The organism is Streptomyces nidicola, assembly GCF_050106155.1.
In the GTDB taxonomy this organism is placed as follows: Bacteria; Actinomycetota; Actinomycetes; order Streptomycetales; family Streptomycetaceae; genus Streptomyces.
Genome location: NZ_JBNBPI010000001.1, coordinates 1,756,829 through 1,775,030 on the forward strand (window position 1 = coordinate 1,756,829; position 18,202 = coordinate 1,775,030).

Genomic DNA, 18,202 nt, shown 5'->3' on the forward strand with positions numbered 1-18,202 from the left:
CGGCATGGATCCCCGAGTTCAGCAACTCTTCGAGCCGATCATGGTCGGCCCCGTGGAACTCCCCAATCGCATCTGCTGGTCGGGCCACTCCACGCACTTCGCCAAGGACGCGCTGCCCTCGGACACGCAGATCGCCTACTACGCGGAGCGAGCGCGCGGCGGCGCCGGCTGGGTCGTCGTCGGCTCCACGGTGGTGCACGAGTCCCAGCTGTGGGAACAGGGATTCAACCTGATCAACGACCCACGGGCCAAGGAGGGTTACCGGAAGCTCACCGATGCCGTGCACAGCCACGGCGCCAAGGTGAGTACGCAGATGGACTTCTTCGGCATCGGTGTGCCGCCCAACCGCTGGTTCGACGGGCCCACTTACTCCCCGTCCGGCCGGGTCGCCGCGATCGATGGCGAGATCCCGAAGCGGATGGACGAGGACGACATGCAGATGGTCGTCGACGCCACGGCCGCCGGCTGTCAGGTGGCCATGGAGGTCGGTTTCGACGGTGTCGAGATCATGGCGTCCTTCGACACCTCGATCATTCAGAACTTCCTCACACCGCGCTTCAACGACCGGACCGACGACTACGGCGGCAGTCTGGAGAACCGGATGCGCTTCCCGCTCCGGATCCTGCGCGCGGCCCGTGAGGCCATCGGCGGCCGCGGATTCTTCGGACTGAAGATCATCGGCGACGAGATGATCGAGGGTGGTCTCGACCAGGAGGACATCAAGGAGATCTGCCGGAGGATCGACGAGGAGAACCTCGTCGACTACTTCCATGTCTGCTTCGGGACGCGCGCCAACTTCGAGCTGATGTTGCCGGACATGGTCTACCCGGCCGGGTTCGCGGCCTATCTGGCCGCCGGAGTGCGTGAGGTCGTCAAGGTGCCGGTCGTCGCGGTCAAGCGGATCGACGACCCGATCCTCGCCGGGCAGATCATTGCCGACGGGCAGGCGGACATCATCGCCATGGCGCGTGCGTTGATCGCCGACCCCGACCTGCCGAACAAGGCGAGGGAGGGCAGGCTCGACGAGATCCGCCAGTGCACCAGCTCCAACCAGGAGTGCGGTCGCCGCGCCGAGGAGACCACCAAGGTGCCTCTGCGGTGCATCCAGAACCCGGCCGTGGGTCAGGAGGCCGCGTTGAGCCCCACCGCGCGGCAGCGGACAGAGGCCCCGAAGAACGTCGTGGTCGTGGGCGGCGGCCCGGGCGGAATGCGGGCGGCGAAGATCGCCGCCGAGCGCGGTCACCACGTGCAGCTCTTCGAGAAGGGCACACGCCTGGGCGGAGAGGTACTGCACATGCTCAAGGTGCCCAGCCGCGCCGGGTACGAGTCGGTGATTCGCTACCTCATAGGCGAGGTGGACCGCCGGGGCGTGAAGCTGAACCTGGGGCAGGAGATGAGCGCGGAGTCGATCAAGGCGCTCCATCCGGACGTCGTCATCCTGGCCACCGGCTCCAAGCCGGTGAAGACAGGTTTCACCTCCTTGCGCCCCCACGTACAGCAGCTGCCCGGTGTCGACCAAGACCATGTGCTCACGGTCCCCGACGTGTTCTCCGCCCCCGACGCCATCGGGCAGGAGGTCGTCCTGATCGACGAACTCGGTTCGTACGAGGCACAGCTCACCGCCGAGTACCTGTGCAACCTGGGCCGGACGGTCACGATGGTCACTCCGCACGCGGCCCCCGGGGCCAAGCTGGACGGCACAAGCCGCGCCGAATACCAGTCCCGCATGCGCGAACTCGGCCTGCTGCGCAATGAAGTGAACACGTCCGTTGAGGAGATCGACGGTCACACCGTCCGCGGCACCGAGTTCGTCAACGGGGACCCGTTCGAGAAGCGGGCGGACACCGTCGTGCTCGCGATGGACAAGGCGGCCAATGACGACCTCTACAAGGAGCTCCACGGCGAGCTCCCCGAGGTGTACTCGGTGGGCGACGCGGTCGCTCCGCGCACCATCACCCAGGCGATCTTCGAGGGCAACAAGGTCGCCCTGGCGATCTGACGCCGGCATGCCCTGTCCCGCCGACCTCCGGGCCGGGCGGGATCACGAAACCCGAGAGAGTTGTCCGGGGCCCTCACGGCACGTCGCCCGGTGCGGAATTCAAACCCAAGAACATCCAATCGAGGCGAAGGGGTGCGCGAATGACAGACCAGGGGAATCGCGCAGGAACCGATGTCGTCATCGTCGGTTCCGGGTTCACGGGCGCCCTCACCGCCGGGCGCTTCGCGGAGGCCGGGTATTCGGTCACCGTGATCGAACGGGGCGAATGGCCGGACTATTCCTCGTCGCGTGCGGAGCAGCCCGACTTCGAAGCAGGCAGCGGGAACAACTGGGTGGTCAACCCCAACCGTCGCAACTCCCGCGCCGATCAGCCGATCGACGACGCGGATTCCGACATCGCGGCCATCATGCTCAACGCCGTGGGCGGAAGCTCGGTGGCCTACGGAGGGCAGTGGCACCGAAGCATGCCGTCGGATTTCTGTACACGTTCCCTCGAAGGCGTCGGGGACGACTGGCCGCTCTCGTACGAGGACCTGATCCCTTAGAAGCCATTTCAGTTGGCGTGATCTTGCGGCAGTCTGGGGTGATGACTGCTGCGCTTGTCGAACGGATGGCGCCGGAAGACCTGTGGGAGTTGTTCCAGCGGGTGGTGCCGCCGGCACCGGTTCGCCCGCAGGGTGGAGGCCATCGTCGACGAGGTGACCGAGAGGTGCTGGCCGCAATCATTTTTGTGGCCACCTCGGGCTGCACGTGGAACCAACTGCCGCCCGGCTTCGGGCTGTCGGGGGTGACCGCCTTCCGCCGGTTCACCGAGTGGACCGAAGCCCGGGTGTGGGCCAAGCTCCACCGCCTGGTCCTGGACGAACTCGGTTCCCAGGGCGGGCTGGACTGGTCGCGGTGTGCGATCGACTCCGTCAGCGTCCGGGCCCTCAAAGGGGGCTGCTGACGGGACCGAATCCGACCGACCGTGGCAAGAACGGGTCGAAAATCCATCTGATCGTCGACCGTCGCGGGTTGCCCCTGTCGATCGGCATCTCTGCCGCGAATCTCCACGACAGTCAGGCACTCATCCCGCTGGTCCGGGGCATCCCTCCGATCCGCTCACGTCGCGGCCCGCGACGCCGGCGGCCCGGCAAGCTGCACGGTGACAAGGGCTACGACTACCGCCACCTGCGACGGTGGCTGGCATCCCGCGGCATCCAACACCGCCTCGCCCGCAGGGGCATCGAGTCATCCCGACACCTGGGCCGGCACCGCTGGGTCGTGGAGCGGACCGTGTCCTGGCTATCCGGCTGCCGACGCCTCCACCGCCGCTACGAGCGAAAGCCAGAACACTTCCTCGCCTTCACCTCCATCGCCGCGACCCTCATTTGTCACCGCAGACTGACCAACTGAAATGGCGTCTAATGACGGACGACCTGACCGCGGCGCCGAACTGGCGGCGGGCGATGGTAACGGAATACCCCAGAACCTCTGCTTCGTCAACCGGCAACGGACACTGTCAACCGAGCGGGCCGCCAGCTTCGTTCAGCTTGGAGCGCCACCTCCGCTCCTTCACCTGACTGACTGCCGGATGGTCTCTCTCATAGCGGCCATCCAAAGGCCAGGAGCTACATGGGCCGGCAGAACCATCGAGCGGGCTGTCGGAGCGGGGAACGTCACGGATTCCATCAATCTTTGGCAGCCACCGGCGGCTGCATCCCTCGAGCACCGTGACCGGCCCCCCTGCCGTGCGGGCAGACGGGCCGTGTCTGAAAGATTGAGGCCGCGGACCGAACCGACCGCCCTGACGGGGATCAACGCCGCGTGGCGACCACCCCGTGCGGGTCGATGACGTACTTCTTCGCGGCGCCCCGGTCGAAGTCCTGGTAGGCGTCGGGGGCCTGGTCCAGGGTGATGGTGGTGGCGTTGACCGCCTTCGCGATCTGCGCCTTGTCGGCGAGGATCAGGTTCATCAGGCGGCGGTTGTACTGCTTGACCGGGCACTGTCCGGTGGCGAAGGAGTGCGACTTCGCCCAGCCGAGGCCGAGACGAACCCCGACCTGGCCGATCTTCGCGTGCTCGTCGACACCGCCGGGGTCCCCCGTGACGTACAGGCCGGGGATGCCGAGGGAGGCGCCGGCGCGGGCGATCGTCATCATGTCGTTGAGCACCGTGGCGGGTGCCTCGCCCGCGTCGGGGCCGTGGCCGCGGGCCTCGAAACCGACCGCGTCGATCGCCGCGTCGACCTCGGGCTCGCCGAGTATCTGCTCGATCATGTCGGGCAGTTGGGCGCCCTGGCCCACGTCGACGGTCTCGCAGCCGAAGCTGCGGGCCTGTTCCAGGCGGGCCGGGTTCATGTCACCGACGATGACCGCCGAGGCGCCGAGCAGCTGGGCGGCATGGGCCGCGGCCAGTCCGACAGGACCTGCCCCGGCGACGTACACCGTGGAGCCGGTCGTGACACCCGCCGTGTACGCGCCGTGGTAGCCGGTCGGGAAGATGTCCGACAGCATCGTCAGGTCCAGGACCTTCTCCAGCGCCTGGTCGCGGTCGGGGAACTTGAGGAGGTTGAAGTCGGCGAACGGCACCATCACGTACTCGGCCTGACCACCGATCCAACCGCCCATGTCGACGTAGCCGTAGGCGGCGCCCGGGCGGGCCGGGTTCACGTTGAGGCAGATGCCGGTCTTGCCCTCGTCGCACATCCGACAGCGGCCGCACGCGATGTTGAACGGCACGGAGCAGATGTCACCGGGCTTCACGAACAGCACGTCGTCGCCGACCTCGACGACCTCACCGGTGATCTCATGGCCGAGCGTCTGGCCGAGCTCGGCGGTGGTGCGGCCGCGGACCATGTGCTGGTCGCTGCCGCAGATGTTGGTGGTCACCAGCTTGAGGACGACGGCATGCGGTGCCGACTTCTTCAGGCCGAGGCCGTTCGCCACGTCGGCGGGGAGTTCCAGCTTGGGGTAGTCGGTGGTCTCGACACTCACCTTGCCGGGCTCCTGATAGACCACGACGCGATTTCCGGACATGAGGTATCTCCTATTCGTTTCGAAATGCAGCGGGATGTGACCGGGGTGTGGGGCACTCGACCCCCGCGGCCGTCACAGGACCACCACCGAGCGCAGGACGTCGCCGTCGTGCATCCGCGCGAAGGCCTTCTCGACATCGCCCAGACCCACCGTCTCGGTCACGAACGCGTCCAGGTCGAGGCGGCCCTGGCGGTACAGGTCGATGAGCATCGGGAAGTCACGGGACGGCAGGCAGTCCCCGTACCAGGACGACTTGAGGGCCCCGCCGCGGCCGAACACGTCGAGCAACGGCAGCTCGACGGTCATGTCCGGGGTCGGGACGCCGACCAGGACGACGGTGCCGGCGAGGTCGCGGGCATAGAAGGCCTGCTTGTACGTCTCCGGGCGGCCGACGGCCTCGATGACGACGTCGGCGCCGTTGCCGCCGGTCAGCTCACGGATCGCCTCGACGGCGTCCAGGTCACGGGAGTTGACCGTGTGGGTGGCGCCCAGCGAACGCGCCGTCTCCAGCTTCCGGTCGTCGATGTCGACGGCGATGATCCTCGCGGCGCCTGCCAGGTTCGCACCGGCGATCGCCGCGTCGCCGACACCCCCGCAACCGATGACCGCGACCGAGTCACCACGACCCACCTGCCCGGTGTTGATGGCTGCCCCGATGCCGGCCATGACACCACAGCCCAGCAGGCCCGCGACGGCGGGAGCAGCCTCGGGATCGACCTTGGTGCACTGACCGGCGGCCACCAGGGTCTTCTCCGCGAACGCACCGATGCCGAGGGCCGGGGACAGCTCGGTGCCGTCCTTCAGCGTCATCCTCTGCCGGGCGTTGTGGGTGTCGAAGCAGTACTGGGGGCGGCCGCGGCGGCACGCCCGACAACTCCCGCACACGGCACGCCAGTTGAGGACGACGAAGTCCCCGGGCGCGACCTCGGTGACACCCTCGCCGACCGACTCCACGACACCGGCCGCCTCATGGCCGAGGAGGTAGGGGAACTCGTCGCCGATGCCACCCTGCTTGTAGTGCAGGTCGGTGTGGCACACCCCGCAGGCCTGGATCCTGACCACGGCCTCGCCACGCCCCGGGTCCGGGATCACGATCGTCTCGACCACGACCGGCTCGTCCTTCGCGCGGGCCACGACACCGCGTACTTCCTGGGGCATGAGACTGTCCTCGCTTCATTTCATCGATCTTCGTCACCGGCTCGGCGGCGCGGCCTCCACGGGCCGTCCCGACCCCGGCTGCCGCGCCCGCCGGGCGCACGGTCTACGATCACGCCACACCGTCGACCGACCCCAGTCCGGGCCGGAAGAGCGGCAGATACCGGCAGAGAGCGAGGGGCCCGTGACCGATTCCAGCGCACAGGTGCCACTGGACCAACTGGACCGGCAGCTGCTGCACGCGCTCCAACTCGACGGCCGCGCCCAGTTCCGACACCTCGCCCCGGTCCTCGGTGTCTCCGAGCACACCGTCGCCCGCCGCTACCGCCGGCTGCGCGCCGCCGGACTGCACATCGTCGGCGAACCGGACGCCGAGCGTCTCGGCCGCACACGATGGCTGCTGCGCCTGCGCTGCGCCCCGGACGCCGCGCCGCGCATCGCCGAAGCCCTCGCCCTGCGCCCCGACACCAGCTACGTCAGCCTCGCCTCCGGCGGCACCGAACTGCACTGCATCATCCACACCGGCAGCGCCGAGGAGGACGAGGAGGTCCTGCTGGGCGCACTCCCCCGCACCCCACGCATCACCTCCTTCGACGCACACTGCTTCCTGCGCACCTTCTGCGGCAACCCACCGCGCTGGTACACCAAACTGGGCGCCCTCACCCCCGCCCAACACACCGAACTGCTCCCCGAGTCCGCCACCAAGAGCGCGACCGAGGACACACCGGAATCCAGGAACCGAACCGCGCCGCCTCCCGCGCCGGCTCCCACTTCCCCACCCCCGATCTGTCTGGCCCCCGACTGGCACCCCCTCGAACTCGACGACACGGACCGCACGTTGATCGGAGCGCTGGCCAAGGACGGCAGGGCCGGCCTGCCGGAACTGGCCGCCGAGACCGGCCTGTCCTCCTCCAGCGCAAGGCGCCGCCTCGAACGACTCCGCGAGACCGGTGCTGTGCGCATCAACGTCGACTTCCCGCCCGCCAGGCTCGGTTACCGCAAGCGCGCCATGCTGTGGCTGCAGGTCGCGCCCGGCGCGCTGCAGACGGTGGGCGAGGTTCTCAGTACTCATCCTCAGACTGATCTCGTCGCCGCCACCTCCGGCCCGTCCAACCTCGTCGCCACCGTCATCTGCCACAACCCCACCGAGCTGTACCTCTACCTCAACCAGCACATTGGCGCCCTTCCGGACATCCAGGCCGTGGAGACCACACCGTTCATCCGCGAGGTCAAGCGACTGGCGCCGCGGGCCCCGGGGAACCGGCACAGCGCCTGACCGGCAGGTCCTGGAATCCTTACGCACTCGCGGCGGGCACCCCCTCGGGGGTGAGGGACGCGCCCAGTGCGCGGGAGATGCCCCGCGCGGCCACCTGAACGAGGGGGATGAGGGCGTGCGGATGGACGGTTTCGGCGTGCGCGACGACCGAGACCGCGGCCACCACCGTCCGGCCCGGTCCGTACACCGGTGCGGCGACGGACATGCTGTCCATCGTGATCTGCCGGTCGCTGACGGCGACACCGGTGTGCCGCACTTCCGCGAGCGCGCGCCGCAGCTGTTCGGCCTGACAGAGTGTCTTCTCCGTATAGCGCGTCAACGGGCGTGCCAGGACGCGCTGTTGCACCCCCTCGGGGGCATGGGCGAGAAGAACGAGGCCGACGCCTGTGGGCGCGAGCGCGAAGCGGCCGCCGACGCGGGTCAGTACCGGCACGGCGCCCCGTCCGGCGAGCCGCTCCACATAGACGACCGACAGGTCCTCTCGCACCGCCAACTGCACGTTCTCACGCGTGAACTGGCACAGGTCCGCGAGGTACGGCAGGGCCAGCTCGCGCAGCCCCAGGCCCCGCGGCGCGAGCGCCGCGATCTCCCACAGCCTCAGGCCTATCCGGTAACCCCCGCCGTCCTCGCGTTCGAGCGCGCCCCAGCAGGTGAGTTCCTTGACGAGGCGATAGGCGGTGGTCAGCGGCAGGCCGCTGCGCCGCGCGACGTCGGTGAGGCGGAGGACCGGGCGATCGCTCGAGAACGCCTCCAGGACCCGCAGGGCCCTTCCGGTCACCGTGCCGGTCGCCCGCTGTCCGTCCTGCTGCATGCGGCTCTCCCTGTGTCGGACGACTCGCGATGGCTGATGTGCGTGTGTGCATGTCCGACGGCTGTCACGCGGGTGCGCCCGGGTCCGGTGGTCACGGGCGTCCGGCACAGGCCGTCAGGCGTTCTTGAGTTCGCGGCGCAGGATTTTTCCCGCCGGTGACTTGGGAATGGTGTCGACGAACTCCACGGTGCGGATGCGCTTGTACGGCGCGACACGGTCGCCGACCCATTCCAGGAGCGTCCGGGGGTCCAGGGGGCGGCACGGGACGACGAACGCTTTGGGCGCCTCGCCACCGGTCGGGTGCGGCATCGCGACGACGGCGGCGTCGGCGATGTCCGGGTGGCTGATCAGGAGGGCTTCCAGCTCGGCGGGAGCTATCTGGTACCCCTTGTACTTGATCAGCTCTTTGAGCCGGTCCACGACGTAGAAGTTGCCCTTGGCGTCCACGCGGGCGATGTCTCCGGTGCGCAGCCAGCCGTCGACGAGGGTCTCTTCCGTGGCCGCCCGATTGCCCAGGTATCCGGCCATGACCTGAGGTCCCCGTACCCACAGTTCACCGGCTGCCGCGCCGTCGGCGTCCCGTCCGGTGGTGACGTCCACCAGACGAGCCTCCGTTCCCGGCAGCAGTCGGCCGACCGAACCGGCCGGCACTGCCGCGAAGTCCTCATCGGGCGTGGCGTGTGTGCCGGGCCCCGCCTCGGTCATGCCGTACCCCTGCCGGATGACGCATCCGATGCACTGTTCCGCGAGTGCGGCGAGTTCCTCGTCCAATGGCGCGGCGCCGCACACCGCGGTACGCATCGTCGACAGGTCGTACGCTCCGGCCTCCTCCGACCGGGCCAGCGCCAGCACCATCGGCGGGGCCAGATGGCCGCGGGTGACGCGGTGGCGCTCGACCGTCTCCAGGTATCGGCGCAGCTCGAAACGCGGCATCGTGACGATGGTGGCGCCCGCGAGCAGTGCCGAGTTGAGGATGATCGTGAAGCCGTAGATGTGGAAAAAGGGGAGCACGGCGCACACGGTGTCCGTCTCGGTGATCCGCCAACTGTGCCGGATCTGCTCCAGGTTGGCCACCAGATTGCGGTGGGTCAGCACCACCCCTTTGGGCAGTCCTGTCGTCCCACTGGAATAGGGAAGCGCGGCCGGCGTCGAGGCCGGGTCGATCTCGGGGACGGGGTGCACCCCAGCCGCTTCGGTGACGAGCACGTCCCAGGAGCCGGGCCTCGAGGGCTCTCCGATCGTCAACACCCGGCAACCGCCGGTGCGTTGCGCGGCGGCGTACCCCTTGGCGGCACACGCCTCGGCCACGACCAGGACGCATGCGCCCGAGTCGGCCAGCTGTTTGGCGATCTCGTCGACCGTGAGCGCGGGATTGAGCGGCGAGACCGCGGCGCCGGCGCCGAGCGCGGCGTGCACCACGACGGCGAACCGCGGCTGATTGTGGCTCATGACCGCGACCACATCTCCCTGCCCGACTCCGATACCGGCGAGGCCCGACGCACCGCGCTCCACGGAGCGCACCAGACCGGCGTAGGTGACGACCTCTCCGGTCTCGGCATCGACGAGCGCGGGCCTGTCTCCCAGCGCGGGCGCCTTCGCGAGTACGTGTGCCGACAGGGAGGTGTCGGGGATGTGGATGGCGGCGGTCCCGCTTCGGTGGATCACTTGAGCTCCTCGGAAGTAGGACTGCGGAGAACTTCCCGCAAGTACGGTCCCGTTGCGCATGATCGGGCCGGCGCCGACGGCGCCCGACAACGCGAAGTTAGACAGCTATGTCACGCGCGTCAATACATTGTTAAACTTTGCCGAGGTCGACGGATGCCCCCCACACATCGCCGGGATACGCATGAGGCAGGATCGGGGGCTCACCCGGAGCGTCGAGGACAAGGGGAGCGCAGGATGAGCGACGCCGCGCAGGCCGGTGGGACCCGAGATACGCCCGGGCACGAAACGCATGCGGGCCGACCGCCGCAGCAGTTGCTCCTCGCCTTCCTCGGCACCTTCGCCCTCGATCGCGCCGCCGAGCCCATTCCGTCGCGTGTGTTCATCGACCTCCTGCGTGACCTGGGCGTCACCGAGATGGCGACGCGTGCCACGCTGAGCCGCATGGTTCACCGAGGTCTGCTGGCGCGGGGGAAGGAGGGGCGCGTCGCGAACTTCCGGCTGACGCGCCACGCGGAGAAGACGATGCGCGCGATCGGTACGCGCGTACGCTCGCGCACCCCGTTCACCCACACCGACGACGAGTGGACACTCCTCAGCTACTCCCTGCCCGAGAGCCGGCGGGAGGTACGCGACCAGCTGAGGTCCCGCCTGGTGTGGGCCGGGTTCGGCTGTGTGCGCGACGGCCTGTGGATCGCCCCGGGGACAGTGGATCTGGACTCGGTGCTCTCCCCTGTCATGGCCGAGGCGGTGGCGGAGTTGGGCGGGTTCCTGGCCCGTCCACTGCCCAGTACGCCGATGGACAGCATCGTCCGGCGCGCCTGGGACCTGCCCGCGCTGCGTGAGGAGCACGAAGCGTTCCTGCGCCGGTGGAGCGACGCCTCCGTGTCACCATCCAGTGCCACCTCCGCGCCGCCGCCCAGCACCGTCGCGCAGCTCACCGCGCTGGTGACGGACTGGCTGCGGGTCCTGCACACCGATCCGGGGCTGCCGGCGGACTACCTCGCGGACGACTGGCCCGCGAAGCGGTCCACGGACGCGTACTGGGCCCTGTGGGATCAACTCGAAGAGCGCGCGCACGCGGACTTCGAGCGCGCGTTGCGCGGCCGCTGAGGGGCCCTGCCCCCCCCTATGCCGGAGTGACGCGCACGGGGATGCTCGCCCAGCCCTTGATGGTGTTGTTCAGCTTCGGTCGCGGGACCCCGTCGAGTTCGATGCCGCGGATGCGCTCGGCGAGTGCGCTGAGAACCAGTTCGGCCTCCAGTCTGGCGATGGGCTGGCCCACACACTGGTGCACGCCCATCCCGAAGGCCACATGCCCGGCCGCCCGGTGGGCGATGTCGAAACGGTCGCCCGCCTCGCCCCAGTGCCGCGGGTCCCGGTTGGCGGACCCCAGGAACAGCAGGACCTTGCTCCCTTCCGGGATCGGCACCCCCGCAACTTCCGTGTCGTACGCGGTGGTTCGGAAGAACGTCTGCACTGGTGATTCAAAGCGCAGCGCCTCGTCGAAGGCGAACTTCGCCCGCGAAGGGGCACGGTGCAGCCGCTCCCACTGCTCGGGATGCGAGGCGAACGCGTACATCATGTTGGTGATGCCGTACACCGTGGTGTCGACGCCGGCGCTCAGCAGTGACCGCACCAGCAGCGGCGCCTGCTCATGGCTGATCTCGCCGCGGTCGGCGGCCTCCCACAGCCGGGCGCCGAACCCGCCCGGCGCCAGGGATTCCCGGCGGCAGCTGTCGGCGATCCACTGCTGTACCGGTCCGGCGGTCGCCAGCGCCGCGTCCAGGAGGTCGTTGTGCGGTCCGAAGGCGTTGAACGCCAACGCCCCGTAGCGCAGCAGGGCGTCCCTCCCCTCCTGGGGCAGGCCCACGGCGTCCGGGAAGACCTGCAGCGGGTACACCTCGGCGAGGTCCGTGACGGCGTCGAAGGCACCGCGTTCCACCAGCCGGTCCGCGAGGGCCTCCGCCTTGGGCCGGAAGACCGGCTTCAACTCCCGTACGGTGCGCGGGGAGATGACGCTTCCCATGGCCTGGCGCACGACGGTGTGGTCCGGCGGGTCGGCCTCCAGGAGCAGGCTGGGGGGCCGCCAGGGCTTCTCCCTCTTGAAGTCCGTGAGTCCCGCGCCGCGGCTGGACACGAAGGTCTTCCAGTCCTGCAGCGAGGCGTGGACGTGTTCGTAGCGCCCCATGGCGTACACCCCGTAGCGCGGCAGCCGGACCACCGGCCCGGCGTCGCGCAGCCGGGCGTGGAAGTCGTACGGATCGGTCAGGATGCGGTGTCCGAAGGGGTCGTCGTCAAGGGTTGGTACGTCTGTGCCTGTGAGGCCGTGGGTGGACATGGGGCGGCTCCCGTCTGTGGGTGGATGACAGGTCACTTCACGAGGTCGCGGCCGACGATCTCCTTCATGATCTCGGTGGTTCCGCCGTAGATCGTCTGTACTCGGGCGTCGACGAAGGCACGCGCGATGGGGTATTCGCGCATGTAGCCGTAACCGCCGTGCAGTTGCAGGCAGCGGTTGATGACTCGCTGCTGGAGTTCGGTCGCCCACCACTTGGCCTGCGCGGCGTCCACGGCGGACAGCTCGCCCGCGTTGAGGGCCAGGACGGAGCGATCCAAGTAGGCGCGTGTGACGTCGAGTTCGGTGGCCATCTCCGCCAGGACGAACTTGCTGTTCTGGAACTCCGCGACCGGCTTGCCGAAGGCGTGCCGCTCCTTGGTGTAGTCGATGGTCCAGCGCAGCGCGGCCTCCCCCGCAGCGAGCCCGTAGTAGGCGATGGACAGCCGTTCCTTCGGCAGCCGCTCCATCAGGTGGCCGAAGCCGCCGCCCTCGGTGCCCAGCACATGCGTCGCGGGTACACGTACGTCGTCGAAGAACAGCTCCGACACGTCCTCGGCGCGCTGCCCCAGCTTGTCGAGCGCCCGGCCACGTGTGAAACCGGGCATGTCACCCTCCACCACGAGGAGGGTGAACCCGCGGGCGCCCGCATCCGGGTCCGTACGGGCCACCACGATGATCACGTCCGCGCGGCTGCCTCCGGTGATGAAGGTCTTGCTGCCGTTCAGGATCCAGTCGTCGCCGTCGCGCACCGCGGTGGTCCGGATGCCCCGCAGGTCGCTGCCGGCCCCGGGTTCGGTCATGGCGATGGCGGCGCCCTTCACGCCGGAGCACAGACCGGGGAGCCAGCGCCGCTTCTGCTCCTCGGTGCCGAGGTCGACGAGGTAGGGGCCGATCAGGTCGTCGAATCCGCCGAGCGCCACGTTGACCGAGGCGGCGCCCACGCGGGCGAGTTCCTCCATGATCACGCACCGGAAGCGGTAGTCGGCCGTGCCTCCTCCGCCGTACTCCTCCGGCACCCCGAGCCCCAGCAGTCCCTGCTCGCCCGCCGTGCGCCACAGCTTCGGATCGATCCGGCCCACCTTCTCCCACTCCTCCACGTGCGGGGCGACTTCGCGCTCCACGAAGCCCCGCACGCTCTCGCGGAACAGTTCGTGCTCGTCGGTGAACAGGTCGGTTCGCATCGGACGCTCCAGGCATGCGGGATCGGCTGTCCGCTCCAACCAACGAGGGGCATGGAGCAGGCGTCAACGGCCGTTTCCGCTCAGCGGCAATCGGCCGGCCCGGACCCGCCCATCCCGGACAGCTTCTTTCGCTCAGTGAAAGCAGCCGTGGACAGGCCCGGACGGCGCCCCGGATATTCCTCGCACCGTTCGACGCCAGCGTGTTCCGCTCCCTGGAACACCTCCACGACAAGGAGGTCGTGTGGGCACTGAGACATCACCGACCGGCGCTCTGGCCGGCTCCATCGCTTCGTTGGACCACGACGACCTTCCCCGCGATGTGCTGACCCTCGCCAAACATTGCGTGCTGGACACCCTCGGCGCGGCGATCGCCGGAGCCTCGGAACCTGTGGTGCGCCGGACATGGCACTCCGTCAGCGGCGAGGCCGCCGAGGGGGCGTGCACCGTGCTCGGGGCCGGGCGGAACGCGGGCGGGGCGACGGCCGCGTTGATCAACGGCGCCGCGGCGCACGCGCTCGACTACGACGACATGCAGATGACCGGGATGGGAGGCCATCCCTCCGCACCGCTCCTGCCCGCGGTCCTCGCCGCCGCGGAAGAAGCCGGCGCGCACGGCAGGGAGCTGCTCACCGCGTTCGTCGCGGGGTTCGAGGCCGAGTGCCGGGTCGGCCTGGCAGTCTCACCGGGGCACTACGCACGTGGGTTCCACACCACCGCGACCGTGGGGACCTTCGGTGCGGCGGCGGGCACCGCGCGCCTGCTCGGCCTCGACGCGGAACACACGGAACAGGCACTCGGGATCGCGGCCCTCTCGGCGTCGGGCCTGAAGGCCATGTTCGGCACCATGGGCAAGCCGCTTCAGACCGGGCGGGCCGCGTCCTCCGGACTCCTGGCCGCCCGCCTCGCCGCCGCTGGTGTCACCGTCGCCGCCGATGCCCTGTTCTGCCCGCAGGGGTTCGCGGCCACACAGACGGACCGGGCCGACCCCGACGCGGTCCGGGCACCGTTCGGCAGCCCCTGGCACATCCTGCAGGTGCTGTTCAAGGGGCACGCCTCCTGCTACGGCACACATGCCTCGATCGACGCCATCGGCCTGCTGCGGAGCAACGACAAGCTCACCGCCGAGCAGGTCGACACGATCGAGATATTCGTCCCGTCACAGCAGTTGGCGGTCTGCGCGATCCCCCGCCCGGCCACCGGCCTCGAGGGCAAGTTCTCCCTGACGTACACCACCGCGCTGTCCCTGCTGCACGGCGCCTCCCTGGACCAGGGCCTGTTCACCGACGAGGCAGTGCGCGACCAGCGCGTCACCGCGATCACCGAACGCATGCGCGTCACCGCCGACGACCGCTTGCCGGCCCTCGGTTCCCATGTGGTCGTCCGCCTCAGGGACGGCCGCACGCTCGCCGCCGAGGTGGACCGCGGGGTGCCCGCCTGGAGTCAGGAACCCGCCGAGCAGGAGGACCGGCTGCACACCAAGTTCCGTGCTCTGGTCGAACCGGTACTGGGGGCGGGCGCCGCCGGCACGCTCGTCGAACTCGTCGGCCACCTGGAAGACCTGGACGACATCCGCGCCCTCACGAAGGAGCTGACATGAACGTCACCGAACTGCGGAAACGGGCCCGCAGGCGCGAGCGCGTCCACCGCTTCGAGGACTTCACCGTGGGCCAACGGTTCGAGCACCACTGGGGCCGCACTCTGACCGAGGCCGACAACACCGTGATGTCCACGCTCACCCTCGCCTTCAACCCGGTCTACTTCAACCGGGAGACCGCACTGGCGACCGGGCACGCCGGCAGCGTCGTCAATCCCATGTTCCTGCTGATGACCACGGTCGGGCTCTCGGTCGAGGACCTCAGCGAGTCGGGCGGCGCCTTCCTCGGTATCGACGAACTCACCTTCCACAGACCCGTGTTGGTGGGCGAGACCCTGACAGCCGTCAGCACGGTACTCGCGACACGGCGCTCGGACAGCAGGCCCGGGATGGGCATCGTCACCTGGCACACCGAAGGGTACGTGGACGGGGAGCCCGTCATCGACTTCCGGCGCACCAACCTGATCAAGGCGGCCGACGGCGAGGGGAACAGCGCCCCGCCCGACGGAGAGTTGTACTTCGACGACTTCGTCACGGGTGAGGTGTACGAGCACGCGCGGGGCAAGACCGTCACCGACCTGGACGGCGTGCTGCTGTGCAACCTGGCGATGAACACCGCCTCAGGACACTTCGACGAAGAGTCCATGAAGGACACGCCGTTCGGGCAGCGCATCGTGTTCGGCGGGGTCACCGCCTCCCTGGTCATCGGGCTGACCATGCAGGACACCGCGGAACACGCGGTGCGCGAACTCACCCTGGACGGGCTGCGGTTCCCCTCACCCGTCTTCCACGGAGACACCCTCTACGCGTACACCGAGGTGCTGTCCACGAAGGCCGACGATGATGCGGCAGGTGTCGTATGTTTCCGGCACTGGGGTGTGAACCAGCGGGACGAGATCGTCCTGGAGGCCGAACGCACGGTGTTGCTGAACCGGAGGCCCGCATGACCTCCAGGCCACTCGACGGCATCCGCGTCATCGACCTCACCCGGGCCCTCGCCGGCCCGTACTGCACCATGCTCTTCGCCGATCTCGGCGCGGACGTCATCAAGGTCGAACCGCCCCAGGGCGACATGTCACGCACCCAGGGCCCGCACCGCGAGGACGACGAACTGCGCGCCTTCGGCGGCTACTTCGCCTCCATCAACCGCAACAAGCGCAGTATCGCGATCGACCTGACCACCGAGGACGGCAAGGCACTGCTGCGCCGCCTGGTGCAGGACGCGGACGCGCTGATCGAGAACTTCCGTCCCGGTGTCATGGAAGGCCTCGGGCTCTCCTACGAGACCCTGCGGGAGGTCAATCCACGGCTGGTCTACGGTGCGATCCGCGGCTTCGGCGATCCGCGCACCGGCAAGAGCCCCTACCTCGACCGGCCGGCGTTCGACGTCGTCGCCCAGGCCATGGGCGGCGTCATGGCCATCAACGGCCACCCGGACAGCGGGCCCACCAAGGTCGGCTCCGGCATCGGTGACATCTTCCCCGCCGTACTGACCGCCTTCGGTGTGATGGCCGCCGTCTGCGACGCGGGGCGGACCGGACAGGGGCGGTTCGTGGACGTCGCGATGTACGACGCGATCGTCTCGCTGTGCGAGCGCGTGATCCACCAGCACTCGTTCGCGGGCACCGTCCCCGGACGGGAGGGCAACGACCATCCGCTCCTCGCGCCGTTCGGGGTGTTTCCCGCGAGCGACGGCTGGGTGGCGATCGCGGCCCCGCTGGACAAGCAGTGGGCCCGGCTGTGCGAGGTCATGGACAGGCCGGAACTCGCCGCCGATCCACGGTTCGCCACCAATGCGGCGCGCGTCGTGCACCGCGACGAGATGCGTGCGGCGATCGAGGAGTGGACCGGCGTCCGCGACCGCGCCGAGATCACCGCGCGGCTGGCCGACACCGTGCCGACCGGCCCGGTCAACACCGCCGAGGCCCTCTTCACCGACCCGCACCTGACGGTCCGCAACATGCTGGCCCAGGTCGAACAGCCCGGCTCGGCCACCCCCGTCACCCTGGCCGGGCAGCCGGTGAAGGTGACCGGCGCGCCGCCCGAGGAGTACCGGCGGGCGCCGCTGCTCGGCGAGCACACCGACGAGATCCTCACCGAACTCGGCTGCCGGGCCGAGGAGATCGCACGGCTGCGCGCCGACCGCACCGCGCACTGAGCGCCCCTTAACTCCCCCTATGACATGGAGCCACCATGCGACGACTGCGCCGCAGTGAGCTGTCCACCCCGGCCAGCAGCGAAAAGATGATGGCCAAGGCGGCCGCCGGCGAAGCCGACTACGTCTTTCTCGACCTGGAGGACTCGGTCGCTCCCAAGGAGAAGGCACCGTCCCGCGCCAAGGCCGTACACGCCCTGACACACCTGGACTGGCGGCCCCGCACCCGGGCCGTCCGGATCAACTCCCTTGAGACACCGCACGCCCACCGCGACATCATCGACCTCGTCGAGGGCGCCCGCGACGCGCTCGATGTCATCGTCATCCCCAAAGTCAAGCAGGCACGTGACGTGTGGTGGGTCGACGTGCTGCTCGGCCAGCTCGAGCAGAGCCTGGACCTGTCGAAGCGGATCGGCCTTGAGGTCCTCATCGAAGAGGTCGAGGGTCTGATGCACGTGGAGGAGATCGCCACCGCCAGCCCGCGCCTGGAGGCCCTGATCTTCGGGCCCGGCGACTTCGCCGGCTCCCAGGGCGTGCCGGCCCAGGCCATCGGCGAGAGCCCGCACTACCCGGGGGACATCTGGCACTACGCCCGCAACAAGATCATTGTTGCGGCGCGCGCGGCCGGACTCGACGCGATCGACGGCCCCTACGCGGCGATCTCCAACGCCGACGAGTACCTGCGCGAGGCCCGGTGGGCGGCCTCCCTCGGCTACCAGGGCAAGTGGGCGATCCACCCGAGCCAGATCACCCCGGCCAACGAGGTGTTCTCGCCCTCGACCGAGGAGGTCGACCGCGCCCGGAAGCTCGCCAAGGCCTACACGGACGCGGAACAGCAGGGACTCGGCGCCATCACGCTCGACGGCGACATGGTCGACGCCGCGTCGGTGCGCCTCCTGCGCAACGTCCTGGACAAGGCCGAACTCATCGGCCTGTGACCCCCTCCCCCGTTCCTCCCTCCCCATTCCCTCCGCTCAAGGACGAGTCCGGAAAGGGTCAACATGGCCGTCA

15 protein-coding genes are annotated in these 18,202 nt (G+C 69.2%); 9 read left to right on the forward strand and 6 right to left on the reverse strand.

All coding sequences use genetic code 11. The features are described from left to right. Positions 1-4: 4 nt before the first annotated feature. The 3 genes from ACOKM3_RS08265 (at position 5) to ACOKM3_RS08275 (ending at position 3,394) form a co-directional block, all read left to right on the forward strand. Positions 5-1,999, forward strand: a complete 1,995-nt coding sequence (locus tag ACOKM3_RS08265; protein WP_426898448.1) for an oxidoreductase — start codon at positions 5-7, stop codon at positions 1,997-1,999. A 140-nt stretch (positions 2,000-2,139) separates the two neighbouring features. Continuing rightward, complete coding sequence (locus ACOKM3_RS08270) at positions 2,140-2,544, forward strand: FAD-dependent oxidoreductase (RefSeq protein WP_426898450.1); 405 nt, start codon at positions 2,140-2,142, stop codon at positions 2,542-2,544. Positions 2,545-2,585: 41 nt separating this feature from the next. Continuing rightward, positions 2,586-3,394 (forward strand): IS5 family transposase gene (locus ACOKM3_RS08275; protein ID WP_426898452.1). Its coding sequence is split into 2 segments (ribosomal slippage): positions 2,586-2,933 and positions 2,936-3,394, totalling 807 coding nucleotides; the frame shifts between segments, so codons are not numbered across the junction. Positions 3,395-3,795: 401 nt separating this feature from the next. Here ACOKM3_RS08275 and fdhA read toward each other — a convergent pair. Then, positions 3,796-5,016, reverse strand: coding sequence for a formaldehyde dehydrogenase, glutathione-independent (gene fdhA / locus ACOKM3_RS08280; RefSeq protein WP_426898453.1), 1,221 nt, complete (start codon positions 5,014-5,016; stop codon positions 3,796-3,798). Positions 5,017-5,088: 72 nt separating this feature from the next. Beyond that, the gene (locus ACOKM3_RS08285) at positions 5,089-6,174 is read right to left on the reverse strand and encodes an S-(hydroxymethyl)mycothiol dehydrogenase (RefSeq protein WP_426898455.1); all 1,086 of its coding nucleotides are present in this window, start codon (positions 6,172-6,174) and stop codon (positions 5,089-5,091) included. A 181-nt stretch (positions 6,175-6,355) separates the two neighbouring features. Between ACOKM3_RS08285 and ACOKM3_RS08290 the strand changes: the two genes are divergently transcribed. Next, complete coding sequence (locus ACOKM3_RS08290) at positions 6,356-7,447, forward strand: Lrp/AsnC family transcriptional regulator (protein ID WP_426898457.1); 1,092 nt, start codon at positions 6,356-6,358, stop codon at positions 7,445-7,447. 19 nt (positions 7,448-7,466) lie between these two features. On the opposite strand, the gene ACOKM3_RS08295 is transcribed toward ACOKM3_RS08290, so the two are convergent. Together ACOKM3_RS08295 and ACOKM3_RS08300 are read right to left on the reverse strand one after the other, a co-directional pair. Further along, positions 7,467-8,258, reverse strand: coding sequence for an IclR family transcriptional regulator (locus tag ACOKM3_RS08295; protein WP_426898458.1), 792 nt, complete (start codon positions 8,256-8,258; stop codon positions 7,467-7,469). A 114-nt stretch (positions 8,259-8,372) separates the two neighbouring features. After that, a complete protein-coding gene (locus ACOKM3_RS08300) occupies positions 8,373-9,923 on the reverse strand; it encodes an AMP-binding protein (RefSeq protein WP_426898460.1) in 1,551 nt (516 codons plus the stop codon). A gap of 234 nt (positions 9,924-10,157) precedes the next feature. Here ACOKM3_RS08300 and ACOKM3_RS08305 point away from each other — a divergent pair, with 234 nt between their 5' ends. Continuing rightward, positions 10,158-11,033, forward strand: a complete 876-nt coding sequence (locus ACOKM3_RS08305; RefSeq protein WP_426898462.1) for a PaaX family transcriptional regulator — start codon at positions 10,158-10,160, stop codon at positions 11,031-11,033. A gap of 16 nt (positions 11,034-11,049) precedes the next feature. Here the strand turns inward: ACOKM3_RS08305 and ACOKM3_RS08310 are convergent, their stop codons facing one another. Together ACOKM3_RS08310 and ACOKM3_RS08315 are read right to left on the reverse strand one after the other, a co-directional pair. Further along, complete coding sequence (locus ACOKM3_RS08310; protein ID WP_426898464.1) at positions 11,050-12,261, reverse strand: cytochrome P450; 1,212 nt, start codon at positions 12,259-12,261, stop codon at positions 11,050-11,052. Between the two features lie 32 nt (positions 12,262-12,293). After that, positions 12,294-13,442: an acyl-CoA dehydrogenase family protein gene (locus ACOKM3_RS08315; RefSeq protein WP_426898466.1), complete on the reverse strand. Its 1,149-nt coding sequence runs from the start codon at positions 13,440-13,442 to the stop codon at positions 12,294-12,296. Positions 13,443-13,683: 241 nt separating this feature from the next. Here ACOKM3_RS08315 and ACOKM3_RS08320 point away from each other — a divergent pair, with 241 nt between their 5' ends. The 4 genes from ACOKM3_RS08320 to ACOKM3_RS08335 are packed head-to-tail and all read left to right on the forward strand — an operon-like array spanning position 13,684 to position 18,129. Next, a complete protein-coding gene (locus ACOKM3_RS08320) occupies positions 13,684-15,039 on the forward strand; it encodes an MmgE/PrpD family protein (RefSeq protein WP_426898468.1) in 1,356 nt (451 codons plus the stop codon). Then, complete coding sequence (locus tag ACOKM3_RS08325) at positions 15,036-15,983, forward strand: MaoC family dehydratase (protein ID WP_426898470.1); 948 nt, start codon at positions 15,036-15,038, stop codon at positions 15,981-15,983. Before ACOKM3_RS08320 ends, ACOKM3_RS08325 begins: the two co-directional genes overlap by 4 nt. Beyond that, a complete protein-coding gene (locus ACOKM3_RS08330) occupies positions 15,980-17,194 on the forward strand; it encodes a CaiB/BaiF CoA transferase family protein (RefSeq protein WP_426898471.1) in 1,215 nt (404 codons plus the stop codon). The genes ACOKM3_RS08325 and ACOKM3_RS08330 overlap by 4 nt, the downstream gene beginning before the upstream one ends. A gap of 35 nt (positions 17,195-17,229) precedes the next feature. Then, positions 17,230-18,129, forward strand: coding sequence for an HpcH/HpaI aldolase/citrate lyase family protein (locus ACOKM3_RS08335; RefSeq protein WP_426898473.1), 900 nt, complete (start codon positions 17,230-17,232; stop codon positions 18,127-18,129). Positions 18,130-18,202: the final 73 nt, after the last annotated feature.